This window comes from Mesorhizobium sp. WSM4836 (assembly GCF_055811815.1).
Window position 1 is genome coordinate 1 of record NZ_JBVVQF010000007.1, and the last position, 24622, is coordinate 24622.

Annotated in this window: 22 protein-coding genes, 2 pseudogenes and 1 riboswitch; of the genes and pseudogenes, 16 read left to right on the forward strand and 8 right to left on the reverse strand. The window is 63.3% G+C overall.

The window, feature by feature from the left end; translation table 11 throughout:
- The 10 genes and pseudogenes from AC0L2P_RS10670 to AC0L2P_RS10715 form a co-directional block, all read left to right on the forward strand.
- A pseudogene (locus tag AC0L2P_RS10670) lies at window positions 1-141 on the forward strand (S-(hydroxymethyl)glutathione synthase); the annotation flags it as partial.
- 170 nt (window positions 142-311) lie between these two features.
- The gene (locus tag AC0L2P_RS10675; protein ID WP_473501189.1) at window positions 312-779 is read left to right on the forward strand and encodes a YaiI/YqxD family protein; all 468 of its coding nucleotides are present in this window, start codon (window positions 312-314) and stop codon (window positions 777-779) included.
- A 5-nt stretch (window positions 780-784) separates the two neighbouring features.
- Complete coding sequence (locus AC0L2P_RS10680) at window positions 785-1462, forward strand: DUF1345 domain-containing protein (protein WP_473501190.1); 678 nt, start codon at window positions 785-787, stop codon at window positions 1460-1462.
- A gap of 102 nt (window positions 1463-1564) precedes the next feature.
- On the forward strand, window positions 1565-2443 hold the full coding sequence (locus AC0L2P_RS10685; RefSeq protein ID WP_473501191.1) for a cytochrome b/b6 domain-containing protein: 879 nt from the start codon (window positions 1565-1567) through the stop codon (window positions 2441-2443).
- A gap of 1 nt (window position 2444) precedes the next feature.
- The gene (locus AC0L2P_RS10690) at window positions 2445-3254 is read left to right on the forward strand and encodes a molybdopterin-binding protein (protein WP_473501192.1); all 810 of its coding nucleotides are present in this window, start codon (window positions 2445-2447) and stop codon (window positions 3252-3254) included.
- 140 nt (window positions 3255-3394) lie between these two features.
- Window positions 3395-3481: riboswitch (glycine riboswitch) on the forward strand.
- Window positions 3482-3632: 151 nt separating this feature from the next.
- Window positions 3633-4751 (forward strand): glycine cleavage system aminomethyltransferase GcvT, encoded by a 1119-nt coding sequence (gene gcvT, locus AC0L2P_RS10695; protein WP_473501193.1) that lies wholly within the window; start codon window positions 3633-3635, stop codon window positions 4749-4751.
- A gap of 5 nt (window positions 4752-4756) precedes the next feature.
- Window positions 4757-5125, forward strand: a complete 369-nt coding sequence (gene gcvH, locus AC0L2P_RS10700) for a glycine cleavage system protein GcvH (RefSeq protein WP_473501194.1) — start codon at window positions 4757-4759, stop codon at window positions 5123-5125.
- A 16-nt stretch (window positions 5126-5141) separates the two neighbouring features.
- Entirely contained in the window at window positions 5142-7952 is a 2811-nt protein-coding gene (gene gcvP / locus AC0L2P_RS10705; RefSeq protein WP_473501195.1) for an aminomethyl-transferring glycine dehydrogenase, read from the forward strand.
- Window positions 7953-8202: 250 nt separating this feature from the next.
- The gene (parE, locus tag AC0L2P_RS10710; RefSeq protein WP_473501196.1) at window positions 8203-10254 is read left to right on the forward strand and encodes a DNA topoisomerase IV subunit B; all 2052 of its coding nucleotides are present in this window, start codon (window positions 8203-8205) and stop codon (window positions 10252-10254) included.
- 308 nt (window positions 10255-10562) lie between these two features.
- Window positions 10563-10850 (forward strand): GIY-YIG nuclease family protein, encoded by a 288-nt coding sequence (locus tag AC0L2P_RS10715; RefSeq protein ID WP_473501367.1) that lies wholly within the window; start codon window positions 10563-10565, stop codon window positions 10848-10850.
- A gap of 221 nt (window positions 10851-11071) precedes the next feature.
- Here the strand turns inward: AC0L2P_RS10715 and AC0L2P_RS10720 are convergent, their stop codons facing one another.
- A complete protein-coding gene (locus tag AC0L2P_RS10720) occupies window positions 11072-12193 on the reverse strand; it encodes a DUF2336 domain-containing protein (protein WP_473501197.1) in 1122 nt (373 codons plus the stop codon).
- Window positions 12194-12345: 152 nt separating this feature from the next.
- On the opposite strand from AC0L2P_RS10720, the gene AC0L2P_RS10725 reads away from it, so the two are divergent.
- Window positions 12346-12795, forward strand: coding sequence for a MaoC family dehydratase (locus AC0L2P_RS10725; RefSeq protein WP_473501198.1), 450 nt, complete (start codon window positions 12346-12348; stop codon window positions 12793-12795).
- A 3-nt stretch (window positions 12796-12798) separates the two neighbouring features.
- A complete protein-coding gene (locus AC0L2P_RS10730; protein ID WP_473501199.1) occupies window positions 12799-13680 on the forward strand; it encodes an HpcH/HpaI aldolase/citrate lyase family protein in 882 nt (293 codons plus the stop codon).
- 19 nt (window positions 13681-13699) lie between these two features.
- Here the strand turns inward: AC0L2P_RS10730 and AC0L2P_RS10735 are convergent, their stop codons facing one another.
- Window positions 13700-14284, reverse strand: coding sequence for a nitroreductase family protein (locus AC0L2P_RS10735; protein WP_473501200.1), 585 nt, complete (start codon window positions 14282-14284; stop codon window positions 13700-13702).
- A gap of 156 nt (window positions 14285-14440) precedes the next feature.
- On the opposite strand from AC0L2P_RS10735, the gene AC0L2P_RS10740 reads away from it, so the two are divergent.
- Complete coding sequence (locus AC0L2P_RS10740; RefSeq protein WP_376704256.1) at window positions 14441-15406, forward strand: hypothetical protein; 966 nt, start codon at window positions 14441-14443, stop codon at window positions 15404-15406.
- Between the two features lie 10 nt (window positions 15407-15416).
- Here AC0L2P_RS10740 and AC0L2P_RS10745 read toward each other — a convergent pair.
- The 5 genes and pseudogenes from AC0L2P_RS10745 to AC0L2P_RS10765 all read right to left on the reverse strand — a co-directional run bounded on the left by AC0L2P_RS10745 (window position 15417) and on the right by AC0L2P_RS10765 (window position 20358).
- Window positions 15417-16351 (reverse strand): annotated as a pseudogene (locus AC0L2P_RS10745) (lysophospholipid acyltransferase family protein).
- Between the two features lie 83 nt (window positions 16352-16434).
- A complete protein-coding gene (gene thrS / locus AC0L2P_RS10750; protein ID WP_473501201.1) occupies window positions 16435-18408 on the reverse strand; it encodes a threonine--tRNA ligase in 1974 nt (657 codons plus the stop codon).
- 166 nt (window positions 18409-18574) lie between these two features.
- The gene (gene blaOXA, locus AC0L2P_RS10755; RefSeq protein ID WP_473501202.1) at window positions 18575-19390 is read right to left on the reverse strand and encodes a class D beta-lactamase; all 816 of its coding nucleotides are present in this window, start codon (window positions 19388-19390) and stop codon (window positions 18575-18577) included.
- A 145-nt stretch (window positions 19391-19535) separates the two neighbouring features.
- Window positions 19536-19904, reverse strand: coding sequence for a membrane protein insertion efficiency factor YidD (gene yidD, locus AC0L2P_RS10760; protein ID WP_473501203.1), 369 nt, complete (start codon window positions 19902-19904; stop codon window positions 19536-19538).
- Window positions 19905-19911: 7 nt separating this feature from the next.
- Window positions 19912-20358, reverse strand: coding sequence for an iron-sulfur cluster assembly scaffold protein (locus AC0L2P_RS10765; RefSeq protein WP_473501204.1), 447 nt, complete (start codon window positions 20356-20358; stop codon window positions 19912-19914).
- A 240-nt stretch (window positions 20359-20598) separates the two neighbouring features.
- Between AC0L2P_RS10765 and folE the strand changes: the two genes are divergently transcribed.
- From folE to AC0L2P_RS10780, 3 genes are all read left to right on the forward strand, one after another.
- Window positions 20599-21261 carry a GTP cyclohydrolase I FolE gene (gene folE / locus AC0L2P_RS10770; protein WP_473501205.1) on the forward strand — a complete coding sequence of 221 codons (663 nt, stop codon included), beginning with the start codon at window positions 20599-20601 and terminating at the stop codon, window positions 21259-21261.
- 10 nt (window positions 21262-21271) lie between these two features.
- On the forward strand, window positions 21272-21742 hold the full coding sequence (hisI, locus tag AC0L2P_RS10775; RefSeq protein WP_473501206.1) for a phosphoribosyl-AMP cyclohydrolase: 471 nt from the start codon (window positions 21272-21274) through the stop codon (window positions 21740-21742).
- An 83-nt stretch (window positions 21743-21825) separates the two neighbouring features.
- Window positions 21826-22797, forward strand: coding sequence for a patatin family protein (locus AC0L2P_RS10780; RefSeq protein ID WP_473501207.1), 972 nt, complete (start codon window positions 21826-21828; stop codon window positions 22795-22797).
- 20 nt (window positions 22798-22817) lie between these two features.
- On the opposite strand, the gene recJ is transcribed toward AC0L2P_RS10780, so the two are convergent.
- Window positions 22818-24602 (reverse strand): single-stranded-DNA-specific exonuclease RecJ, encoded by a 1785-nt coding sequence (gene recJ / locus AC0L2P_RS10785; protein WP_473501208.1) that lies wholly within the window; start codon window positions 24600-24602, stop codon window positions 22818-22820.
- Window positions 24603-24622 lie beyond the last annotated feature (20 nt).

Below are 24622 nucleotides of genomic sequence, written 5' to 3' on the forward strand. Positions count from 1 at the left end.
GGTGTCGATCCGAGCCGCATGGACGGCATAAGGTCACAGCTGAAGTCAATCGGGCTCGAGCCCTATGATTGCCTCAACCCAGGCCTGATGGACTATGTCGCCACCTGGACGGCGAAGAGATCCGGCGCGCTGCCGGCCTAGTAGCCGCTCGACTAAAGCGCGTCGCGTTCGACCGGGCCTCATGCGACGCGCTTGAGGTTCTTGTTTTGATGCATGTCGTTACGCAAAACCGCTGCGCACTTTTGCGCGACATGCATTATCATCGATCGAGCCGGGCGACATCGCCCGGCTCTTTCACATTTGGAACAACGATGCCCGCACCCGCTATTCTCGTCGATGCCGACGCCTGCCCGGTGAAGGCCGAGGTCGAAAAAGTCGCCGAGCGGCACGGCATCGTCGTCACTTTCGTCTCCAATGGCGGCTTGCGTCCGTCGCGCGATCCGATGATCCGCAATGTTGTCGTCTCCAAGGGTGCGGACGCCGCCGACGACTGGATCGTTGACAATGCCCGGCCCAACGATATCGTCGTGACCGCCGACATCCCGCTTGCCGCCCGCGCGGTGGCGCTTGGCGCCTATGTGCTCGGCCCGACCGGACGCCCGTTTACGCCGGAAACGATCGGCATGGCGGTGGCGATGCGCGACCTCAAGCAGCATCTGCGCGAGACCGGCGAAAGCAAGGGCTACAATTCGAGCTTCGCGCCGCAGGATCGCTCGCGGTTCCTTGGCGAACTCGACCGCATCTTGCGGCGAGCGCTGAAATCCGCCTCAGCGGACTGAGAACCATGACGACCGGCACCTCGACCAAGATGCCCATGCAACGCCACACGCTGTTCGCGGTGTCGGCTTGCATCGGCGTGGCAGCCTTTGGCGCCGCGCTGATCTGGCGCGCGCCGCTAGCCTATTCGATCGGCGCGAATGTGTTCTTTGTTGCCTATCTCGTTCTTGTCATCGCCCACATGCCGCGGCTTAGCGGCAGCTATCTGCGCAAGAATGCAGGAGACACGGACCTGCCGGTGCTGGCCATCTTCGCGGTCACTCTGGTTGTGGTCGCCATTGCCATCATTTCGTTGTTTCAATTGATCAACAGGGACAAGAGCGCGGATCCCGTCGAGCTTACGGTCGCGCTATTGTCTATCCCGCTTGGCTGGTTGACCATCCATGCCATGGCGGCACTTCATTACGCTCATCTCTACTGGATGGACGGCGATGCGGTGGACGGCGACACAAAAAAGAGGATTCCGGTCGGCGGCCTCGACTTCCCGGGCGGCAAGCGGCCGGAAGGCTCGGATTTCCTCTATTTTGCGACAGTGATCGGCATGACGGCGCAAACCGCCGACACCAACGTCACGACCTCGCAAATGCGCCGTGTCGTGCTTGTGCATTCGATCCTGTCGTTCTTCTTCAACACGGTTATCGTGGCAGCCGCGGTCAACCTCGCCGTCAGCCTCGGCAGTCCGTAATAAATCCGTGATCGGGTGAAACATCGCTTTGGCTGGTGACGTATTGGGAGGAGAAGAGATCTGACGAGGCTGCGGCGAACGTGCGGCCGGAGGAAACAACAGATGGAATCGCTTGCCAGAAACCAAACCGCCCGAGCAGATAGCGCTGCTTCGACCGATGCTACGCTGATCTACCGCCAGTCGCGCTGGACGCGGCTGACGCATTGGCTGTGGGCGATCGCGCTGTTCTTCATGCTGCTTTCCGGCCTGCAGATCTTCAACGCCCGCCCGCAGCTCTACATCGGCAAGGAGTCGGGCTTTGGCTACAACAACACCATCTTCGCCATCGGCGCCGAGAATACGGCGACTGGCCCGCGCGGCTACACCGAAATCTTCGGCAAGCGCTTCGATACTACCGGCGTGCTCGGCTGGTCGGGTCCGGCCGCCCAGGAGACCTCCCGCGCCATCCCGTCCTGGGCGACGATCCCTTCCTACTACGATCTCGGCACCGCGCGCGTCGTTCATTTCTTCTTTGCCTGGGTGCTGACCACCACGCTGCTGGTCTGGCTGGTCGCCAGCCTGATCAACGGCCATTTGCGCCGCGATCTTGCTCCGCGCCTCGATGATTTCAGGCGGCTGCCGCGAGACATCGTCGAGCACGCCAGGTTCAGATTCCACCACACGCGCGACTACAACACGTTGCAGAAGATGGCCTATGGCGGCGTGCTGTTCGTGCTGCTGCCGCTGATGATCATCACCGGCCTTGCCATGTCGCCGAGCATGGACTCGGTGCTGCCATTCCTCAACGACCTACTCGGCGGCCGGCAGACGGCGCGCACCATCCACTTCACCGTGATGCTGCTGCTCGTCGCCTTCTTCGTCATCCACATCCTGATGATCCTGGCCGCCGGCCCGATCAACGAGCTGCGCTCGATCATCACCGGCTGGTACCGAACCGACCCGCCGGCGCATGGCGACAAAGCACCCGAGAGGAGCGCCTGACATGGCGAAATTCGAGATCAGCCCCAAGCTACAGATAAGCCGAAGAAAATTCCTGACCTCGGCCAGCCTTGGCCTTTCCGGCATCATGCTTTCGGGCTGCGACGCCTTCGACGGCCAGCTTGGCGTCGGCGACGGCCTGCGCAGCTTCCTCGAAAGCGCCAATGGCCTGACCTGGCGAGCGCAGCGGCTGCTTGCCGGCCGCGATGCGCTGGCGCCGGAATTCACCGAGGCCGACATTCGCCAGCCGCAGCGCCCGAACGGTGTCACCGCACCCGACGACGATTTCTACAAGAGCCTGCTCGCCAGCGATTTCGCCGACTGGCGGCTGGAGGTTTCAGGCCTCGTCGAAAAGCCGCTATCGCTGAGCCGCGAGCAGCTGATGAACATGCCAAGCCGCACGCAGATCACCCGCCACGACTGCGTCGAAGGCTGGAGCTGCATTGCCAAATGGACCGGCACACCGCTGTCGCTGGTGCTCGACCAGGCGATGGTCAAGCCGCAGGCGCGCTATGTCATCTTCCATTGCCTCGACACGATCGACCGCAGCCTCGCCGGCGACATCAAATATTACGGCTCGATCGACCTGATCGATGCCCGTCATCCGCAGACGATCCTTGCCTATGGCCTCAATGGCAAGCCGCTGCCCGTCGAGAACGGCGCGCCGCTGCGCGTCCGCGTCGAGCGCCAGCTCGGCTACAAGATGCCGAAATATCTCTACAAGATCGAGCTGGTCGACGGCTTTGCCAATATCGGCGGCGGCAGAGGCGGCTATTGGGAGGACAATGGCTACGACTGGTACGGCGGCATCTGACCGAAGGGCCCGCCAAACAATAGGGTCGCGACGCGTTCGCGACGAGGGTGCGAAGACTTGCCAGTAAAAATGTCGCTGGCAGGTGACAAGGTGTCGTCCACGGGCTATGGATGACGAGTCGAGGGCTCCTGACCGAGTCCTACCTGTTTGCGGGAGAGAGCAGCGAGAGCTGCCGCCGAAGGGGAAATCGCCCGAAATCTCTCAGGCAAAAGAACCGTAGACGGGAAAGACACTCTGGAAAGTCGGGGTTTTTCGCCCCCGCGCCGAAGGTGTAAGCGCTGCCGACAGAGTTACGGGGCGCGAGTCTCTCAGGCTTCAGACAGAGGGGCACGGACTGGTCGCCATTCGCGGCCGCTTGCGTGCGACTCTGGAGATGACATGACGGGCGACGACACCAAACACCTCCCCCTTGAAGATCTGCACATGGCAGCCGGTGCGCGCTTCGGCGCCTTCGCCGGCTGGTCGATGCCGCTGACCTACCCGGCCGGCGTGATGAAGGAACACCTGCACAGCCGCGAGCATGCCGGCCTGTTCGACATCTCGCACATGAAGCTGTTCGAAATCAGCGGCCCGGGCGCAGCAGCGCTTCTGAACCGCGCCTGCCCGTTCGATGCCGGCGCGCTTGAGGTGTCCCAGTCCAAATACACGTTCTTCCTCAACGAGGCCGCCGGCATTCTGGACGATCTGATCGTCACCAGGCTCGGCGCCGAGCGCTTCATGATGGTCGCCAATGCCGGCAACGCCGCCGCCGACGAAAAGCATCTGCGCGCACTGGCCGAGAATTTTGATGCAGAGGACGATTTCGACGTGAAGGTGGACGCGCTCGACCGCGTCTTCCTGGCTATCCAAGGTCCCGAGGCGTGGGCCGCCCTGTCCCGCGCCGGCATCGAGACCGGTTCGCTGGTGTTCATGCACGGCATCGAGCCGCGCGAAAACTGGTTCATGAGCCGGTCGGGCTATACCGGCGAAGACGGCTTCGAGATCGGCCTGCCGGAAGCGGATGCAAGAAATCTCGTCACCACGCTGCTCGAGGACGAACGGGTGATGTGGATCGGCCTTGCCGCCCGCGACAGCCTGCGGCTCGAAGCCGGGCTGTGCCTGCACGGGCTCGACATCACGCCGGAGATCGATCCGGCCAGTGCCGGGCTGATGTGGGCCATCCCCAAGGAGGTTCGCGCCTCTGGCGCCTTCATCGGTGCCGATGCGCTCCGCGCCATCCTGGAGCGCGGCCCCTCGCAAAAACGTGTCGGCCTGAAGCCGGAAGGCCGCCAGCCGGTGCGCGCCGGTGCTGCCCTTTTCAATGGCGACGGCAACCCTGCCGGCCATGTCACCTCCGGCGGCTTCGGCCCCTCGGCCGGTCATCCGGTCGCCATGGGCTACGTCCAGACGCCGCTTGCCAAAGCCGGCGCAAAACTGTTCGCCGATGTCCGCGGGACGAAAATCCCGGTCGATATCCACCCTCTGCCCTTCACGCCCCATCGCTACCGCAAAGGATGATTTCAATGGCAAAGACCTATTTCACCGAAGATCACGAATGGCTGCGCGTCGAGGGCGGCATCGCCACCGTCGGCATCACCGATTACGCGCAGGAGCAGCTCGGCGATCTCGTCTTCGTCGAACTGCCGGAGCCGGGGAAAAAGCTGGCCAAGGGCGATACTGCCGTAGTGGTCGAATCGGTCAAGGCGGCATCGGATGTCTACGCGCCGGCCGACGGCGAGATCACTGAAGCCAACACCGCGCTGTCATCGGATCCTTCGCTCGTCAATTCGGCGGCAACCGGCGACGGCTGGCTGTGGAAGATGAAGCTGGCGAATGAAAGCCAACTCGACGGGCTCCTCGATGAAGCCGCTTACAAAGCCCATATTGGTTGATAGCAGGACCAGGAAGATGACCGCAGCACCCTACCCCTTCTCGGCTCGCCATATCGGCCCGGGCCTCCAAGACGTCAGAGCCATGCTGGCGACGATCGGCGTTCCTTCGGTCGAGACCCTGATCAGCCAGGCAGTGCCGAAGTCGATCCGGCTCGACCGGCCGCTGGCCCTGCCCGCGCCGGCAAGCGAAGCGGAAGCGCTGGCCGAGCTCGCGGCGACGATGGCAAGGAACACGGTGCTGAAGAGCTTCATCGGTACCGGCTATCATGGCGTCCACGTGCCGCCCGTAATCCAGCGCAACCTGTTCGAGAACCCGGCCTGGTATACGGCTTACACGCCCTACCAAGCCGAGATCAGCCAGGGCCGGCTGGAAATGCTGTTCAACTTCCAGACGCTGGTGACAGAACTGACCGGCCTGCCGGTAGCATCGGCCTCGCTGCTCGACGAGGCGACGGCGGTAGCCGAAGCTGTCGGCATAGCGCTGCGCCATCATCGCGACAAGCGCACCAAGGTGGCACTGGCCGGCACGCCGCACCCGCAGACGCTGGATGTCGTGCGCACCCGCGCCGAGCCGCTTGGCATCGAGGTGGACGGCGAGGTGATCGACGACAACACCGCCGCCCTGCTGGTCTCCTGGCCCGATACATTCGGCGTCTACGGCGATCACAAGGCAGCAATCGACAAGGCCCGCGCGGCCGGCGCGCTGGTCGTCTTCATCGCCGACCCGCTTGGTCTGACGCTGACCGATGCGCCGGCCAGGCTTGGCGCCGACATCGCCGTCGGCCCGATGCAGCGTTTTGGCGTGCCGATGGGCTTTGGCGGGCCGCACGCCGCCTATTGCGCCGTCTCCGACAGGCTGACGCGGCTGATGCCCGGCCGGCTTGTTGGCCAGTCGACGGATAGCAAGGGCCATCCCGGTTATCGCCTCGCTTTGCAGACACGCGAGCAGCATATCCGCCGCGACAAGGCGACCTCCAACATCTGCACCGCACAGGCGCTGCTCGCCAATATGGCGACGGCCTATGCGATCTGGCATGGCCCTGCCGGGCTGCAGGCGATTGCCGGCCGCGTCCACACGCTGGCCGACCGCCTGGCTGCCGGCCTCAAGGCAGCGGGCGTTTCGGTGCTCGGCGAAAGCCGCTTCGACATGGTGACTGTGGACGTGAAGGGCAGAGCCGGCGCGATTGCCGCCGCCGCAGAAAAGACCGGCCGGCTGCTGCGCGTCATCGACGCCGACCATGTCGGCATCAGCTTCGACGAGACCTCCACCGAAGCCGATCTAGAGGCGATCGCAGCACTTTTCGGCGCCAAGGCCGGCGTTGCCGCCGGCAGTTCCATGCCAGGAAAACCGCGCGGCAAGGAATTCCTCACCCAGCCCGTCTTCCGCGAAAACCACTCGGAAACCGACATGATGCGCTTCCTGCGCCGGCTGGCCGACAAGGACCTGGCGCTCGACCGCGCCATGATCCCGCTCGGCTCCTGCACCATGAAGCTCAACTCCGCCGCCGAAATGATGCCGGTGAGCTGGCCTGATGTCGCCAACCTGCATCCCTTCGCCCCGGCAAACCATTCGACAGGCTATCGCGCCATGATCGGGGAGCTGGAGGGCTGGCTGGCGGAGATCACCGGCTTCGACGCGGTGACCCTGCAGCCCAATGCCGGTAGCCAGGGCGAATATGCCGGGCTGCTCGCCATTCGCGGCTATCATCTGTCGCGCGGCGAAGGCCATCGCACCGTCTGCCTGATCCCGTCCTCGGCGCATGGCACCAATCCGGCAAGCGCGGCCATGGCCGGCATGAGCGTCGTCGTCGTGCGCTGCACCGAGGACGGCAATATCGACACGGACGACCTGCAGGCCAAGGCGGCCGAGCATTCGCACAACCTTGCGGCGCTGATGTTCACCTATCCTTCGACGCATGGCGTCTTCGAGGAAGGCGCGCGCGACCTTTGTGCCCTCGTCCACAGCCATGGCGGCCAGGTCTATTTCGACGGTGCCAATCTCAACGCGCTGGTCGGCCTCGCCCGTCCCGGCGATATCGGCGCCGATGTCTGCCACATGAACCTGCACAAGACTTTCTGCATCCCGCATGGCGGCGGCGGCCCCGGCGTCGGCCCGATCGGCGTCAAGGCGCACCTGAGGCCATATCTGCCCGGCCACGTCACTGAAGGCTCGGCCCATGCCGTGGCGGCGGCACCGTTCGGCAGCGCTTCGATCCTGCCGATCACCTGGATGTATATCCGCATGATGGGCGCCTCCGGCCTGAAGCAAGCGACCGAGACTGCGATCATCTCCGCCAACTATGTGGCGACGCGGCTTGGGGAACATTTCCCTCTGCTTTACAAGGGGCGCAACGGACGCGTCGCGCATGAATGCATTCTCGACACCCGCGTGCTCAAGGACAGCGCCGGTATCAGCGTCGACGACATCGCCAAGCGGCTGATCGACTACGGCTTCCACGCGCCGACCATGTCGTTCCCGGTGGCCGGCACGCTGATGGTCGAGCCGACCGAGTCCGAGCCCAAGCGCGAGCTGGATCGTTTCTGCGAGGCGATGATCGCCATAGCCGGCGAGGCGGCCAAGGTGGCGAAGGGCGAATGGCCGTTGGCCGACAATCCCCTGGTCAATGCGCCGCACACCGCCGCCGAGGCATTGGCCGGCCAGTGGACCCATCCCTATTCGCGCCTGGAAGCGGCCTACCCCGCCGGCGATGCCGATACGGCGGCAAAATACTGGCCGCCGGTGTCACGCATCGACAACGTCGCCGGCGACCGCAACCTGGTCTGCTCCTGCCCGCCGCTGTCGGAATATCTGGGCGCGGCGGAATAAAGCCAGGGCAGCCTCGGACTGATCAGAAGACCCCATTTCCACGCAGGCGGAAATGGGGTGATCCGGTTGTTCACTATGAGCGTTGCTCCCGCAAAGGATCAGCCGCCCGACTCATTTCCGCCGCTTGGTTGCGGAATGGTTTTGCGATAAGAGGCTCCATCCTCGAACGTAACAGGAACCTCCATCGCCTGCCCGCAAAAAGCGTGGCACTATCGGGTGGTGATTCGCAGCATCGGAATCCAGGATCGGCATGGACGACAATAACGATCTTTTCGCCAAATTGGACAAGCAGCCGCAGCCGGCTCGCGTCCCCGCGCGCCCGGCCGACCCGCTGGTGCAAGCGGCGAAGCGGCCAGCGCCCCGTGATGCCAGCGAGAGCTACAGTGCCGCCGATATCGAAGTGCTGGAGGGGCTGGAGCCGGTGCGCCGCCGCCCGGGCATGTACATTGGAGGCACCGACGACAAGGCGATGCACCATCTGTTCGCCGAGGTCATCGACAACTCGATGGACGAGGCGGTCGCCGGCCATGCGACCTTTATCGATGTCGAGCTTTCCGCCGACGGATACCTGTCCGTCACCGACAATGGCCGCGGCATTCCGGTCGATCCGCACCCGAAATTCAAGAAGCCGGCGCTCGAACTCATCATGACGACGCTGCATTCAGGCGGCAAGTTCGACAGCAAGGTTTACGAGACGTCCGGCGGCCTGCACGGTGTCGGCGTTTCCGTGGTCAACGCGCTGTCGGACCATCTCGAGGTCGAGGTCGCGCTGGGAAGGAAACTTTATCGGCAAAAGTTCTCGCGCGGCATTCCTGTGACCGGCCTGGAGCAGCTCGGCGAGGTGCACAATCGCCGCGGCACGAAGATCCGCTTCCATCCAGACGAGCAGATTTTCGGCAAGGGTGCTGCTTTCGAGCCGGCGCGGCTCTACCGCATGGCTCGGTCCAAGGCCTATCTGTTCGGCGGTGTCGAAATCCGCTGGACCTGCGATCCCTCGCTGATCAAGGAAAAGGACACAACGCCGGCCAAGGCAGAATTCCATTTTCCGGGCGGCCTCAAGGATTATCTGAAAGCCTCGCTCGGCGACGAATTCCAGGTGACCCGTGAAATGTTCGCCGGCAGGAGCGAGAAGCAGGGCGGTCACGGTTCGCTCGAATGGGCCGTAACCTGGTTCGGCGGCGACGGTTTTATAAATTCCTATTGCAACACCATTCCGACCGCCGAAGGCGGCACGCATGAGGCCGGGTTCCGCAACGTCCTGACGCGCGGCTTGCGCGCTTATGCCGACCTTGTCGGCAACAAGCGCGCCTCGATCGTCACATCCGAGGATGTGATGATCTCGGCGGCGGGCATGCTGTCGGTGTTCATCCGCGAGCCGGAATTCGTCGGCCAGACCAAGGACAGGCTGGCGACGATCGAGGCGATCCGCATCGTCGAAAGCGCCATCCGCGACCCGTTCGACCACTGGCTGGCCGACAATCCGCAGGAGGCTTCGAAACTGCTCGAATGGGTGATCGCGCGCGCCGACGAGCGGGTGCGCCGCCGCCAGGAAAAGGAAGTGTCGCGCAAGAGTGCTGTGCGCAAGCTGCGCCTGCCCGGCAAGCTCGCCGACTGCACGCAGAATGCCGCCGCCGGCGCCGAGCTCTTTATCGTCGAGGGCGATTCGGCTGGCGGTTCGGCAAAGCAGGCGCGCGACCGCGCCAGCCAGGCGGTGCTGCCGCTGCGCGGCAAGATCCTCAACGTCGCCAGCGCCGGCAACGACAAGCTTGCCGCCAACCAGCAGATATCCGACCTGATCCAGGCATTGGGCTGCGGCACACGCTCGAGATACCGCGACGCGGACCTGCGTTACGACCGGGTCATCATCATGACCGACGCCGACGTCGACGGCGCCCACATTGCCTCGCTGCTGATCACCTTCTTCTACCAGGAGATGCCGAGCCTGGTCCGCGGCGGCCATCTCTATCTGGCGGTGCCGCCGCTGTATTCGATCCGGCAAGGCGGCAAGGTCGCCTATGCCCGCGACGACGCGCACAAGGACGAACTCCTGCGCACAGAATTCACCGGGCGCGGCAAGGTCGAAATCGGCCGCTTCAAGGGGCTGGGCGAAATGATGGCTGCCCAGCTCAAGGAAACCACCATGGACCCGAGAAAGCGCACGCTGCTCAGGGTCGACGTCATCGACGCCGAGGCGGCGACCAAGGATGCGGTCGACGCATTGATGGGGACCAAGCCCGAGGCCCGTTTCCGCTTCATCCAGGAACGCGCGGAATTCGCGGAGACGGAAGTGCTGGATATCTGAACGTCTTGTGCTCGGCGAGGTGGTGAACGACGACACTGCCGCAACACAGTATAAGGAGGCTAAGACGTTCCTCGACACAGTGAGTTTGACAGGTCGGGGCCGATCGGCAGCGATCGTGATAATTCCTGTCAATGCAAATCGCAAACCTCGGAGATTGGCCGAGACATCCTCCCTTCGTCATCCTGGGGCGGAGCAAGGAGCGAAGCGACGCGGCGCAGACCCCAGGATCCATGCCGTTACATCCGCCGAAGCATGCAGCGGTTCAGAACAGTGCCTGCGTCGGCACCGGCGCCAGCTACGCTTACATCATGACCGGTTATGCCTACATGACCGCGAGCCAGAAGCGCGGCACGATCTACATCGGTGTCACCAACGACCTCGGCCGCCGCATGCCGGAGCACAAATCCGGCCAAGGCTCGCGCTTCACCAGCCATTACGGCGTGCGGCGTCTGGTCTGGTACGAGGAACATTTCGACATTCGCGACGCCATCCAGCGCGAGAAGTCGCTGAAGCGATGGCCGCGCCAATGGAAGATCGAGCTGATCGAGAAAACCAATCCAGAGTGGTTCGAACTTTTTCGCGGGACCGAGTGGTAGCGTTCGCTTCTGGTCCGCCGGAGCACTGCCGCAAAGTAACGGCATGGATCCCAGGGTCTGCGCCGCGTCGCTTCGCTCCTTGCTCCGCCCTGGGATGACGAAGGCGTGGTGGGACTTGGCTAATCGCAAACCCTGGAGATTGGCGGCCGATGTCGATCAGCAGCGACCGTCCACAGTCCCTTTCACGCTCAGTCAAACAGCCAATCCTCTGTGTCGCGACTCTAGGCAGCGGCGATCGCCAGCGCGTGCCCGCGTGCGTTTTCGCGCAGCGCCTCGAGATGAATCGATTTGACCAGCCGGGCGAGATCGCCTTCGGCCGACTGTCCGCCCAATTCCTTCAGCATCAGCCAGCTGACTTCCTGGACGCCGGCGAGGCGTTTGCCATTGGCGACCTCGCGCCAGACCTTCAGCGCGCGCAGGATGATGGCGTGGGTGGCGGCGGCAAGCCCGGCACTGCGGAACAGCGCCTGCAGAGCCACGTCATGGCCGCCGGCAAGCAGTGTCCTCACCCGTTGTTCGGATTGCTGGCTGAGCGCGACCAGTACCGAACCAAAGAAGTCGACCTTGCCGTGCGCGATGGTGCGGATGATGAAGCTTGCGGTCAGGTCGCCGCGCAGGCGCAGATGTTCGACGAGCGCGGTATGTTCCTCCGCACGCGTGCCCTCGATCAATGTCACGGAAGCCTTGACGCAGGCATCGCGCGTGACCCGTTCGGCCCTGGCGACGCCCATCAGCGCCAGCACCAGCGGTGAGCCCTTGAGCATCTCGCCCACTTTGACCAGCAGCAAATGCCGGCAATCGGCGGGCAGGCGCGCGTCGGCAATCAGCGCCTCGCGCACCAAAGGCAGATGGCCGTGCCGCTCGGCCATGCGGCGAAAGCTGATCGATGCGATGTCGGCGCCGCTGTTGGCGAGCAGCGTGGCGCAGGCCTCCGGCTCGCCGATCTCGGCGATCGCCGCCGCAACCGGCATCGACACGCGTGGCCGGTCGGCGATCACCTTCTGCGTCGCTTTCTGGCCGCTGGCGACCCGGTCGATCAGGTCGGCATCGGTAAGCAGCGGTGAGCGCGCCAGCACCAAGGCTGCGACTTCCGGCTGGTCCGAGGCCAGCGCGCTGACAATCTGCAGCGGCGCGTGATAGCTCATGGAAAGCGCATCGGCGATCGCCAGCCGCACCTTCGACGATGCGTCATCGAGCAGCAGCGTCAGCGCCGCCTCGGCAGCGCAGCGGTCCTCGAAAGGCAGGTCCGAGTCGACATAGGCGCGAGCCAGTGCGCTTGCCGCCGCAGCACGCTCCGACACCTTCGCCGTGTGGACCCATTTCAGGAAATGCGAAACGACCATGTCGCCTGCCTACGCCCTTTGCCAGAACGCTTCTGGCCCCTGTCGAGACCGTAGGCACAAATGGTTTACGAACGGTTCACCATGTTCGTTAACTGGCTTGCGAGCCCGGTATGCAACGCCTATCAACCCTTAAGTAGCGGAGGAGATCGACAATGGCCGGACTTTATCTTGAGGAGTTCGTTGTCGGCCATGTGTTCAAGCACACGCTGCGCAAGACCGTGACCGAAAGCGACAACATGCTGTTTTCGGTGATGACGCTGAACCCGCAGCCGCTGCACATCGATTTCGACTTCGCCGCCAAGAGCGAATGGGGCAGGCCCCTGGTCAATTCGCTGTTCACGCTGGGCCTGATGATCGGCATCTCGGTCAACGACATCACCGTCGGCACCACTATCGCCAATCTCGGCATGAAGGAGACGGTGTTTCCGCATCCCGTCTTCCATGGCGACACCATTCGCGTCGAGACCACTGTCGTCTCGGTGCGTGAATCCAGGTCGAAACCTGACCGCGGCATCGTCGAGCTCGAGCATTGCGCCTATAACCAGAACGACGTGCTGGTTGCCAAATGCACGAGGCAAGCCATGATGATGAAAAAGGCATAACCGATGCGTTCTCTGCTCTTCGTTCCCGGCGATTCGGAAAAGAAGCTGGAGAAGGGCTTTGGCGTGGGCGCCGACGTGGTCATCGTCGACCTCGAGGATTCGATTGCCGCGCAGAACAAGGGGCTGGCCCGCGACACAGCGGCGCGTTTCATCGCCGCACACGGGCACCAAATCGACTCCGTGATCTATGTGCGCGTCAATGACCTGTCGACCGGACTGACCGACGACGATCTGGCGGCGCTCGTGCCAGTGAAGCCTGACGGCATCATGCTGCCCAAGTCGAACGGCGGACTGGATGTCCAGCATCTCTCGGCCAAGCTCAGGGTGCACGAAGCTGAAAGCGGCCTGCCCGATGGGGCGATAAGGATCCTGCCGATCGTCACGGAAACGGCCGCCGGCGTTCTTACCGCCGCGACCTACGCCAAGGCAAGCGCGCGGCTTGTCGGCCTCACCTGGGGCGCGGAAGATCTGTCGGCGGCAATCGGCGCGCGCGCGACGCGCGACGCGAATGGCCGCTACACGGATGTGTTCCGCCTCGCCCGTACCATGACCATCCTTGCAGCGAGTGCCGCTGAAGTCGCGGCAATCGACACTGTGTTTCCGGATTTTCGCGACATGGCCGGTTTCGAGGCCGAATGCGCCGAGGCCGAGCGCGACGGTTTCACCGGCAAGATGGCGATCCATCCGGCGCAGGTGCAGGTCATCAACGCCGCCTTCACGCCTTCGGCGCAAGCGGTGAAAAATTCCCTGGCGATCGTCGAAGCGTTCAGGGCGGCGGGAAATCCCGGCGTCGTCGGCATCGACGGCAAGATGTACGACCGGCCGCATCTCAAGCTCGCCGAGCGGCTCCTAGCGCGAGCCAGAGCAGCTGGGCTTGGCGCTTAGGATCTGTTCCGCGCCGAATTCATCCCACCCACGGCCCCGAATAATCGGCATAGAGCTTTGCCGGATCGGGCCGTGGCCGCTCCGGTGCCGGCCCTTGATAAGAGCCGATATGGACGAAACCGACGACCCGCTCATGCGGCGCGAGACCGAGGAGCGCCCTGCCCTCCGGAACATCGGAATACCAGTTGCTGATCATATTGGTGCCGTAGCCCAGCGCATTGGCGGCAAGCATCAGGTTCATCGCCGCCATGCCGCCGGACAGGAACATCTCCCATTGCGGGATCTTTGGGTTTTCCCTGGGAATCGAGATCACGCCGATGACTAGCGGCGCGCGTGAAAAGCGCGCCAATTCCTGGTTGCGGCGGCCTTCGGGCAGCGGTCCTTCACGCTGCTCGGCAAGTGCCACCAGCTTCTTGCCGATCTCGACGCGAGCCTCGCCGCGATAGAGGATGAAACGCCAAGGCTCCAGCCGGCCGTGGTCCGGCACCCGCGAGGCGGCGGCGATCATCGTCGCGATCTCCGCATCCCTCGGTGCCGGTTCTTTCAAATCCGGAATCGGCGCGGAATTTCGGGTCAGCAGAAGATCGATGATCGGCGACGCCATAGGCGCAAGTCTCCTGGAATTTGAGCTGAAGCGCACCATCGGGACATCGGGCGGCTTGGGCATTGGCGCGGGGCGCCGGACAAAGAGCCCTGTAGCAGAAGCCGACCGAACTCTTAAGCCTTGAAATTGCCACCGCCTTGGGCTTCAACGCAAGGCATGTTTGAGGGGACATTGCGTCTTTTCCTGATATGGCTCGCTGCCGCACTGTTGATGGTGCCGGTTTCGCTCGCCGTCGCCCAGGATGTGGACGGCCTCGGCGAGCTGAAACTTCCCGGAATTTCGGGCTATGCGCCTCCGAAAAGCGAGACATCGCTGGCGTTGGGGAGCAGCGGGGCAATCACGCTGTCGGCGCAATTGACCGACAAGGGCGCCGACATCACGCGCGGCATCGTCTGGCGCGTCTTCAAGCCCGAATCGGCCAGCGACGGCAAGCTGCCGATGGTCGCCTCCGCTCATGGCGGTACCGCCGTATTCCAGCTCGAGCCGGGTTCTTATCTGGTCCACGCCTCCTACGGGCGGGCGGGCGCCACCAAGCGCATCACCGTCGGCAAGGAAGCCAAGCGTGAGAGCCTCGTGCTCGACGCCGGCGGCCTCAAGCTTGATGCCGTGCTGTCGGGAGGAGTGCGCATACCACCGAAGAAATTACGCTTCTCGATTTATGAGAGCCACGCCGCGGCCGATGGCGATCGCGCCCTGATCATACCCGATGTCGAGCCGAACAGCGTCGTACGGCTCAATGCCGGCACCTATCATGTCGTGTCGACCTATGGTGCGGTGAACGCGGTCATCCGCTCCGACATCCGCGTCGAGGCCGGCAAGCTGACCGAAGCGACCGTCGAGCACCGTGCCGCCGAGTTGACCATGAAGCTGGTGCGCGAACCGGGCGGCGAGGCGATCGCCGACACCTCCTGGTCGCTACTGAACGAATCCGGCGATCCGATCAAGGAAACCGTCGGCGCCTTTGCCTCGATGGTGCTGGCCGAGGGCGACTACACCATCATCGCCAAGAACCGCGACCGCATCTACCAGAAGGATTTTACGGTGGTGGCCGGACACAACCAGGACATCGAAGTTCTGGCCACCGAAGCTTCGGCAATAGACTCCGAGGAAGGCGCCGACTAACCGCGCCTCTCTAAGCTGCTTTGCGCATGCGTCGCGCCAGCAATCGCACGCGGCCACGCGTCTCGGCCGGCGCCAGATCGAAGACGCCGCGCTGGAGGCGGTCGAGCAAGGCCTGCGGTCGCGCAGCGGTTCCAGTTGGTCCCACCTCAGCGCATCGCCGACGCGCACATCGATCGATTTGCCGGAGAGCCGCGCAAATTCACGGATGAGCAGCGATATGCGCAGGGTCAGCGATGCCTTGACGAGTTTCGCGACACGTCCGTCGCGCTCGGCCATGTTCATCGGCCCGCTGACCAGATAGAACAGCCGACCGTTCTGGCCGGAAAAATGCATCGGGATGACCGATGCCTTGGCATCGTGAACGAGACGGACCGGAAACATCTTCCACGGCAGATCGCGCGCCCGGCCAAATCCCTTCGGCGCGGTGGCGACACCGCCCGCCGGGAAGACGAGGATAATGACGCCCTCCTTGAGCAGGCGCACCGCCTCATGGCGTACCGCCATGTTGTTCTTGAGCGCGTCCTTGGTCTCGGAAAAGTCGATCGGCAGCGAATAGGGCTCCATCTCGCGGATCTTGAGCAGATCCTTGTGGATCATGACGCGGAATGGCCGGCCGAGCTGCTCCGCCAGCGACAGCACGGCAATACCGTCGCCGATGCCGAACGGATGATTGGCAACGATCACCAGCGGCGTGTCGGGCAGGCTTGCCGGCGGCCATTGACCGGCGGTCCGCACCCGGACGTCGATCAATTCCAGCATGCGGCTGAACACGCGCTCGCCATTCGGCACCACGTGCCGGCGCCAGAAATCATAGACTGCCGCGAAACGATCACGTCCCGACAGGCCTTCGACCGAATGGATGAACCACCGCGTCAGCGCCGGCTGATGCGGACTGGCATAGGAGAGCTCTGGAAACGGTCTTTCGCGCATCTTCAGCTTGAGCATGCGGCTCGCTACACAATTGGCGTGACAGGCATATGAAAATGGCGGTGAACGATCCACCGCCAATTCGTTGCTGGTCGGCTGGTTCAGGCCGCGCGGCGCCTGCGGTCGGGTGTCACCGCCTCGTCGGCAAGCAGCTTCACGGCGGCTGCGAGGCCGAGCGATTCCTGGTCGCGCGACCCGAGGCGGCGAACATTGACCGTTTCTTCCTCGGCCTCGCGCTTGCCGCAGACGAGGATGACCGGGACCTTGGCCAGCGAATGCTCGCGGACCTTGTAGTTGATCTTCTCGTTGCGCAGGTCGGCTTCGGCGACCAGCCCGGCCGCCTTCAACTGCGCGACGACCTTTCGCGCGTAATCGTCGGCATCGGAAGTGATCGTCGCCACCACCACCTGCAGCGGCGCGAACCAGAGCGGGAAATGGCCGGAATAATTCTCGATCAGGATGCCGAGAAAACGCTCCATCGAACCGCAGATGGCGCGATGCACCATCACCGGCTGCTTCTTTTCCGAATCCGAGCCGATGTAGAAGGCGCCGAACCGTTCCGGCAGGTTGAAGTCGACCTGCGTCGTGCCGCATTGCCAGTCGCGGCCGATGGCATCCTTCAGCACATATTCGAACTTCGGCCCGTAGAACGTGCCCTCACCCGGATTGACGCCCGTCTTGATCCGGTTGCCCGACCGCACCGCGATCTTGTCGAGCACGTCCTGCAGCACGCCCTCGGCATGATCCCACATCGCGTCGGTGCCGACCCGTTTTTCGGGGCGGGTCGCCAGCTTGACGGTTATTTGGTCGAAGCCGAAATCGGCATAGGTGGAGAGGATCAGATCATTGATCTTGATGCACTCGTCGGCGAGCTGTTCCTCGGTGCAGAAAATGTGGGCATCGTCCTGGGTAAAGCCGCGCACACGCATCAGCCCGTGCAGCGCGCCAGATGGCTCATAGCGATGCACATTGCCGAATTCCGCAAGTTTTACCGGCAGATCGCGGTAGGACTTCAGCCCGTGCTTGAAGATTTGGACGTGGCCGGGGCAGTTCATCGGCTTCAGCGCAAACACCCGGTCGTCGTCGGTGTCGTCGCCAGCAACCGTGACCTTGAACATGTTGTCCCGGTACCAGCCCCAGTGGCCGGACGTCTCCCACAGGCTCTTGTCGAGCACCTGTGGTGCGTTGACTTCCTGATAGCCCTGCTCGTCGAGGCGGCGGCGCATGTAATTGACCAGGTTCTGGAACATTTTCCAGCCCTTGGCGTGCCAGAAGACGACCCCGGGGCCTTCCTCCTGGAAATGGAACAGGTCCATCTCGCGGCCGAGCTTCCTGTGGTCGCGCTTCTCGGCCTCCTCCAGCATCGTCTGATAGGCTTCGAGCTGCGCCTGGTCGGCCCAGGCCGTGCCGTAGATGCGGGTCAGCATCGGGTTGTTGCTGTCGCCGCGCCAATAGGCGCCGGCTACCTTCATCAGCTTGAAGGCGTTGCCGACCTGGCCGGTCGAGGCCATATGCGGACCGCGGCAAAGATCGAACCAGTCGCCCTGCGCATAGATTTTGAGATCCTGATCCTCGGGGATGGCGTCGATCAGCTCCAGCTTGTAGCGCTCGCCCTTGTCGGCAAAGATCCTTTTCGCCTTATCACGCGACCACACCTCTTTGGTGAACGGCTTGTTGCGCGCAACGATCTCGCGCATCTTCTTCTCGATCACCGGGAAATCGTCGGGCGTGAAGGGCTCGTTGCGGGCAAAATCGTAGTAGAATCCATTTTCGATCACCGGCCCGATGGTCACCTGCGTTCCCGGCCAAAGTTCCTGCACGGCTTCGGCTAGCACATGGGCTGCATCGTGGCGGATGAGCTCCAGCGCACGCGGGTCTTCACGGGTGATGATCTCGACCTTGCCGGACTTGCCGATCGGGTCGGAAAGGTCGCGCAGCGTGCCGTCGATCGAATAGGCAACGGCCTTCTTGGCCAGCGACTTCGAGATCGATTCCGCCAGGCCGGCGCCGGTCATCGCCGCGTCGTAGTCGCGGACGGAGCCATCGGGAAATGTCAGGGAAACGGAATTCAGCATAGATTCTCCTATCCAGTCCCGCAAACGAGCGCGGGTGGTGAAATGCATGTCGCCCAAAACTGCCTAGCGGTTTTGGGGGTACGACATGCATCAGTAAGAGCCGGATGCGTCCGGCGGCGAGCGGTCTTTTATGGGCAGTTTTCGGCGCCGTAAAGCCGGATGTAGGTCACCTGAGGAGATTCGGCAGCTCTTTCAGGAACATCGCCCGCGTCTTGAGCCCCTTTGGCGTGTCGGAACGTTTCGTATCGACTACCAGGCGGGCAAAGACGATCTTGCGAGCATCGGTCTGCGCCCAACCGACAAACCAGCCAAGCGAGCGCTTGTCGGCGCTGTCGCCAAGCCTGGTCGTTCCGGTCTTGCCCTGCACCCTCCAGCCGCCCGCCCGGAAGGTCGGGACAATCGCGCTGGTCATCGCATGGGCCTTGTCTGAGACCGGCAGTTTCCGCGCCAGCAGCTTGCGCAGGAATTCGACCTGCTCGACCGGCGATATCTCGAGCGAAGAGTTCACCCAGGAATGGGTGAGGCCGTCATTCTTGCCGGCAGTGCCGGAGACGTCGGTGTTGCCGTAGTCCAATCTCGACACATAGCCGGCAAACTGTTTGCCGCCGAGCCGGCGCGTAACCTCGCGTGAGAACCAAAGGACCGAATCCCTTTCCCAGATCGTCGGGTCGACGGTCTTGCGGTCCCGTTTCGGCGCATTGAACTCCGCTTTGTACTCCCAGCTGGGCGTGTGCTCGTCGCTCAGGATTCCAGCATCGTAGCCGATCAGCGCCAGCGGAACCTTGAATGTCGAGGCGGGGCTGACGCGCTGCTCGCAGATCCCTTGGCGATACAGCGTCTCGCCGCTTGCGGCGTCGACGATCAGCGTGCATTCGACGTCCCCAAGCGGCGCCGACTGCGCACGGATTGGAAAACCCAACAGCCACGCCAGGACGTAGAGAACCACGGCGAAAACGAAGGGAAGACGATCTATCCGGCGCATTTGGTAATCTCTCCTGAAGGGTGTCAGGAGCGACTTAGCGAGGCGTCTTGTCTCGATCTTGTCTTAAATGCGCTATATCCATGCAAGCTGCCGTTAACCCTACCAGATCGTAAAAGCGGTCCGGTTGTTCACCGAAGAGTTGCGGTTAACTGTCCAGGTCGCCACGTTTTTTCCCGATCCACCAGTACCGCCAGGGCGTGAACCAACGATAGCGATCAGCCAAGACCTCCGGCACGCGGTCGATGCCATGCGTGCCGAACGGCCCGCAGCGCAGCACGCGGAAAAACCCCATCCAGCCGCCGGCCCATAGCCCGTGGCGGGCGATCGCTTCGTGCGCGTATTCGGAACAGGTCGGCAAATGCCGGCAGGAATTGCCCACGAAGCCGGACAGCGTCAGTTGATAGAGCCGGACAAGCGCCGTACCGAGGACGCGGCCCGGCGTCTTGCGCCACGGGCCGGGCCAGTTGCGTGCGTATCGCGGCCTCTCATGCTGGTGCATATGATCCGTAGCCATTTGACGGCTACGCCACCTGCTCGGCCCGCTTCTTCTCGATCTGGCCGATGGCGTCGACCACTGCGTCGAAGGTCAGCATTGTCGAGGCGTGGCGCGCCTTGTAGTCGCGCACCGGTTCCAGGTATTTCAGGTCGGCGAAGCGGCCTTCGGGCGGCGGGCCATTTTCCTTCAGCATCTTCAGCATCGTCTCGCGCACGCTGCGCAATTCTTCGGCGCTGGCGCCGACGACATGCTGCGCCATGATCGAAGACGACGCCTGGCCAAGCGCACAGGCCTTCACGTCATGCGCGAAATCGCTGACGACGCCATCATCCATCTTCAGATCGACGGTCACCGTGGAGCCGCACAGCTTGGAATGTGCTCGTGCGGTTGCGTCGGGCCGGTCGAGCCGACCGATCCGTGCGATGTTTCCGGCAAAACCCAGAATTTTCGCATTGTAGACATCGTCGATCATATTTTTCCAATCCCTCGCCGCCCAGCGAACAGTCATTGCCGCTCTGGCGTCTTCCTTTCGCTCGGCACGAACATATATAATGGCGGTAGTCGGGTATCGACAAGGCGACCACAAACCTCGTCATGCCCAATTCTGTTCACGCCACTTACGGGCTGGAAACCGGGCGAGTTTCTAACACCCGAAAGGTCGTGGTCCGTTCAACTCGTTCCTCCTGAGAGAGGAACTACGGGAGACGCCTTTATGGACGCCGTTATCAAGAAACTCATGCCGCGGTCGGCCTATATGGAAAAGCCGGTCACCGACAGGCCGAGCGAGGCCGAAGTCGAAGCCGCAGTGCGCACCTTGTTGCGCTGGACCGGCGACAATCCTGACCGCGAGGGTCTGATCGACACGCCGAAGCGCGTCACCAAGGCGTTTCGCGAAATGTTCAACGGCTATGATATGTGCCCGGCCGATGAGCTCGGCCGCACCTTCGAGGAAGTCGCCGGCTATGACGACCTCGTCATCGTCAAGGACATCACCTTCCACTCGCATTGCGAGCATCACATGGTGCCGATCATCGGCAAGGCGCATGTCGGCTATTTGCCTGATGGCAAGGTCGTCGGCCTGTCCAAGATCGCGCGCGTCGTCGATATCTTTGCCCACCGCCTGCAGACCCAGGAAGCGATGACCGCGCAGATTGCCGGCGTCATCCAGGACGTCCTCAATCCGCGCGGCGTCGCCGTCATGCTCGAGGCCGAGCATATGTGCATGGCCATGCGTGGTATCCGCAAGCAGGGCTCCACCACGCTGACCTCGACCTTCACCGGCGTCTTCAAGGATACACCTGAAGAGCAGGTCCGCTTCGTCACCATGGTGCGCGGCGGCGGAACTGATCAAACCCTCGCCGCCTTCGCTAAATAGGGACCGGCGAATGTCGGTATTGGAATTCCCGAAAGCTCCATCAGACAAGAAGGCACTCGAGGAAGGCACCGTCCTTTCACCGCGCTTCGATGCCGGCGGCCTCGTCACTGTCGTCGTCACCGATGCCGAAGACGGAATGCTGCTGATGGTCGCGCATATGAATGCCGAGGCGCTGGCGCTGACACTCGAGACCGGCATCGCCCACTACTGGTCGCGTTCGCGCGACACGCTGTGGAAGAAGGGCGAAACCTCGGGCAATGTCCAGCAGGTCGTCGAGATGCTCACGGATTGTGACCAGGATGCGATATGGTTGCGCGTCAAAGTGCTGGGTCACGAAGCAACTTGTCACACCGGCCGACGTTCATGCTTTTATCGGACGGTGGGGCTGAGCGATGGCAAAGGGACGCTTGCCAGCGATGGCAACAAGCCGCTGTTCGATGCGGAAAAAACCTACCGAAAGCCCAATACACCATCAATATGAACCATTCGCAGCACTTCAGCCACGTATATTCATGATTTCGATACGGCCCGCCTGTAGGATGAGAGTGGGATAAGGAGATTGTGATGCTCGACTGGGCGTCATTGCGCAACAGACCTGATGTTCGGGAAGCCAATGGCCTCTCCTCGGCCGTGTGCGCATCCGAAACCAGATCTCCGGGCAAAACAGGGATTTCGCTGGCATTGGGCGGCGGCTGTGCGCGCGGCTGGGCGCATATCGGCGTGCTGCGCGCGCTTGACGAAGCGGGCATCGAAGTGTCGATGATCGCCGGCACCTCGATCGGCGCGCTAGTCGGCGGCTGCTATGTTGCCGGCAAGCTCGACCAGCTGGAAGAATTCGCGCGCAGCCTGACCAGGCGGCGCATTTTTGGCCTTCTCGACCTCAATCTACGCGGCAGCGGCCTGTTCGGTGGCATGAAGCTCGATGCGCGGCTGCGCGAGCACATAACCGGCATCCGCTTTGAGGACCTGCCAAAGCCTTTCGTTTGTGTCGCTTCCGAAATCCGCACCGGCCATGAGATCTGGCTGTCGAGCGGCTCTTTGAGCACCGCTATGCGCGCCTCCTACGCGCTGCCCGGCGTGTTCGAGCCAGTCGCCTGCAACGGGCGTGTGCTGGTTGACGGCGCCCTGGTCAATCCGGTGCCGGTCTCGGTCTGCCGTGCCTACGAGCAGCCGCTCGTGGTTGCGGTGAACCTTCACTACGATTTGTTCGGCCGCGCCGCGGTGATCAAGCACAATGCCGGCGAGCTGGTCATCGAGAAAGACGCGCCGAGGGCGGGCCACGCCGATCCCGAACGCCAGTCGCGCGAGACTCGGCTCGGCATTACCGGCGTCATGGTCGAGGCCTTCAACATCATCCAGGACCGCATTTCGCGCGCCCGGCTGGCCGGTGACCCGCCTGACATATCGCTGCAGCCGAAGCTCAGCCATATCGGCCTGACCGAATTCCACCGCGCCGACGAAGCGATCCGTATCGGCTACCAGGCAACGATGGCACAGATCGGCGATCTCACCCGGCTGCAGACAGTCCTCGCTTAGGCAGAGCGGCCGGCGATCTCTCAGGCAAGTGCCGCGTCGACGATACGAAATTGCACCGTGCGGTTGCCGTTCCAGTGGTTGCCCGACAGCGAGCCGGCGACATGCACCGGCTTGCCCCTGTTCTTGAACAGGAACTCGCCAAGAGCCGTGTCGACGGCGCGAAAGGCGATCGCCTGGATGCGGCCGCCGCTTTCCGACTGCAGGTCGGCGCGGATGTGGTTGCTGCCGACCGCTCGCGCGTCGACAAGCCGATGGCGCGGCAGCGCGAACACCGGCGCGACGTGCCCGGCGCCGAACGGCCCTGCCCTCTCGAGTGCATCGAGCAGGGCGAGCGTCGCGCCCTCGGCGGCAAGCGCGCCGTCGATCGCCAGGCTCTCCTCGCCTTGCAGGCGGAACACATCCACCGCTGCGCGCTCTTCGAAAAAAGCCCTGAGTTCGCCGAGCTTCGCCCGCTCGACAGTGATGCCTGCCGCCATTCCGTGGCCGCCGCCTTTGACGATCAGCCCGGCATCGGCAGCCTCGCGCACCAGCCGGCCGAGGTCGAAGCCCGACACCGAACGGCCTGAACCGGTACCGATACCATTGGCATTGAAGGAGATGGCAAAGGCAGGCCGGCGCGCATGGTCCTTGAGCCGCGAGGCAAGCAGGCCGACAATGCCCGGATGCCAGTTGTTGCTGGCTGTGACCACGATGGCTGGACCATTGCCGCCGGCAAGCTCGGTGTCGGCCTCTGAGCGCGCTACGGCCAGCATCTCCTGCTCCATCGACTGCCGCTCCTGGTTGAGCCGATCCAGCGTCTCGGCGATGGTGCGGGCCTCGACCGGGTCGTCGGTTGCAAGCAGACGACTGCCAAGCGCTGCGTCGCCGATGCGCCCGCCGGCGTTGATGCGCGGACCGATCAGAAAGGCGAGATGGAAGGTGCTGATCGGCTCGCCTATACGCGAGACCCGCGCCAGCGCCGCCAGCCCTTCGTTTCTCTGCTGCCGCGCCACCTGCAGCCCCTTGACCACGAAGGCGCGGTTGACGCCGGTGAGCGGCACAACGTCGCAGACTGTGCCCAGCGCCACCAGGTCGAGCAGGGCAAGCAGGTCCGGCGGTGCGGCATCCGGCAGGCGGCCGCGCAGGATCTTCGCGGTCTGCACCAGGCAAAGGAAAACGACGCCTGCGGCACAGAGATGGCCTTGCCCGGAAAGGTCGTCCTCGCGATTTGGGTTGACGACCGCAGCCGCGGCCGGCAACGGCCCGCCGACCTGATGGTGATCGAGCACCACGACGTCGGCGCCGGCGGCCTTCGCGGCGTCGATGGAAGCAGCACTATTGGTGCCGCCATCGACGGTGACGATCAGCGTCGCGCCGCGTGAAACGAGTTCGCGCATCGCTTCCGGATTGGGGCCGTAACCCTCGAAGATACGGTCCGGTATATAGATCTCCGACGGCACGGAGAAATGTGCAAGGAAGCGCTTGAGCAGCGCCGACGACGCGGCGCCGTCGACATCGTAATCGCCAAAGATCGCCACCTTTTCCTTGGCCGTCACCGCCTGAGCGATGCGAAAGGCGGCCTTGTCCATGTCGGTCAGCGATGCCGGATCGGGCAGCATGTTGCGGATGGTCGGATCCAGAAACCGCTCGGTCTGCTCGGCGGTGACGCCGCGCCCGGCCAGCACGCGCGCCACGATGTCGGGCACGCCATAACCTTGCGCGATGGCGAGCGCAGCCATGTCCTGGCGCTCGGTCAGCCGGTGTTCCCAGGAAACGCCGGTGGCCGATTGCCTGACATCGAGGAAAAAGCCTCTTTCCCCCGTCACGTGACGCGCCGTCGGCAATT

Bases quoted from the DNA above. Each gene is read 5' to 3' on its own strand.
- AC0L2P_RS10730 (WP_473501199.1), top strand. From the start codon at position 12,799: ATGCGTTCTCTGCTCTTCGTTCCCGGCGATTCGGAAAAGAAGCTGGAG.
- AC0L2P_RS10675 (WP_473501189.1), top strand. From the start codon at position 312: ATGCCCGCACCCGCTATTCTCGTCGATGCCGACGCCTGCCCGGTGAAG.
- AC0L2P_RS10765 (WP_473501204.1), bottom strand. From the start codon at position 20,358: ATGATCGACGATGTCTACAATGCGAAAATTCTGGGTTTTGCCGGAAAC.
- parE (WP_473501196.1), top strand. From the start codon at position 8,203: ATGGACGACAATAACGATCTTTTCGCCAAATTGGACAAGCAGCCGCAG.
- gcvP (WP_473501195.1), top strand. From the start codon at position 5,142: ATGACCGCAGCACCCTACCCCTTCTCGGCTCGCCATATCGGCCCGGGC.
- folE (WP_473501205.1), top strand. From the start codon at position 20,599: ATGGACGCCGTTATCAAGAAACTCATGCCGCGGTCGGCCTATATGGAA.
- hisI (WP_473501206.1), top strand. From the start codon at position 21,272: ATGTCGGTATTGGAATTCCCGAAAGCTCCATCAGACAAGAAGGCACTC.
- AC0L2P_RS10690 (WP_473501192.1), top strand. From the start codon at position 2,445: ATGGCGAAATTCGAGATCAGCCCCAAGCTACAGATAAGCCGAAGAAAA.
- AC0L2P_RS10685 (WP_473501191.1), top strand. From the start codon at position 1,565: ATGGAATCGCTTGCCAGAAACCAAACCGCCCGAGCAGATAGCGCTGCT.
- gcvT (WP_473501193.1), top strand. From the start codon at position 3,633: ATGACGGGCGACGACACCAAACACCTCCCCCTTGAAGATCTGCACATG.
- AC0L2P_RS10725 (WP_473501198.1), top strand. From the start codon at position 12,346: ATGGCCGGACTTTATCTTGAGGAGTTCGTTGTCGGCCATGTGTTCAAG.
- gcvH (WP_473501194.1), top strand. From the start codon at position 4,757: ATGGCAAAGACCTATTTCACCGAAGATCACGAATGGCTGCGCGTCGAG.
- AC0L2P_RS10680 (WP_473501190.1), top strand. From the start codon at position 785: ATGACGACCGGCACCTCGACCAAGATGCCCATGCAACGCCACACGCTG.
- blaOXA (WP_473501202.1), bottom strand. From the start codon at position 19,390: ATGCGCCGGATAGATCGTCTTCCCTTCGTTTTCGCCGTGGTTCTCTAC.
- AC0L2P_RS10735 (WP_473501200.1), bottom strand. From the start codon at position 14,284: ATGGCGTCGCCGATCATCGATCTTCTGCTGACCCGAAATTCCGCGCCG.
- yidD (WP_473501203.1), bottom strand. From the start codon at position 19,904: ATGGCTACGGATCATATGCACCAGCATGAGAGGCCGCGATACGCACGC.
- AC0L2P_RS10740 (WP_376704256.1), top strand. From the start codon at position 14,441: ATGTTTGAGGGGACATTGCGTCTTTTCCTGATATGGCTCGCTGCCGCA.
- AC0L2P_RS10780 (WP_473501207.1), top strand. From the start codon at position 21,826: ATGCTCGACTGGGCGTCATTGCGCAACAGACCTGATGTTCGGGAAGCC.
- AC0L2P_RS10715 (WP_473501367.1), top strand. From the start codon at position 10,563: ATGACCGGTTATGCCTACATGACCGCGAGCCAGAAGCGCGGCACGATC.
- AC0L2P_RS10720 (WP_473501197.1), bottom strand. From the start codon at position 12,193: ATGGTCGTTTCGCATTTCCTGAAATGGGTCCACACGGCGAAGGTGTCG.
- thrS (WP_473501201.1), bottom strand. From the start codon at position 18,408: ATGCTGAATTCCGTTTCCCTGACATTTCCCGATGGCTCCGTCCGCGAC.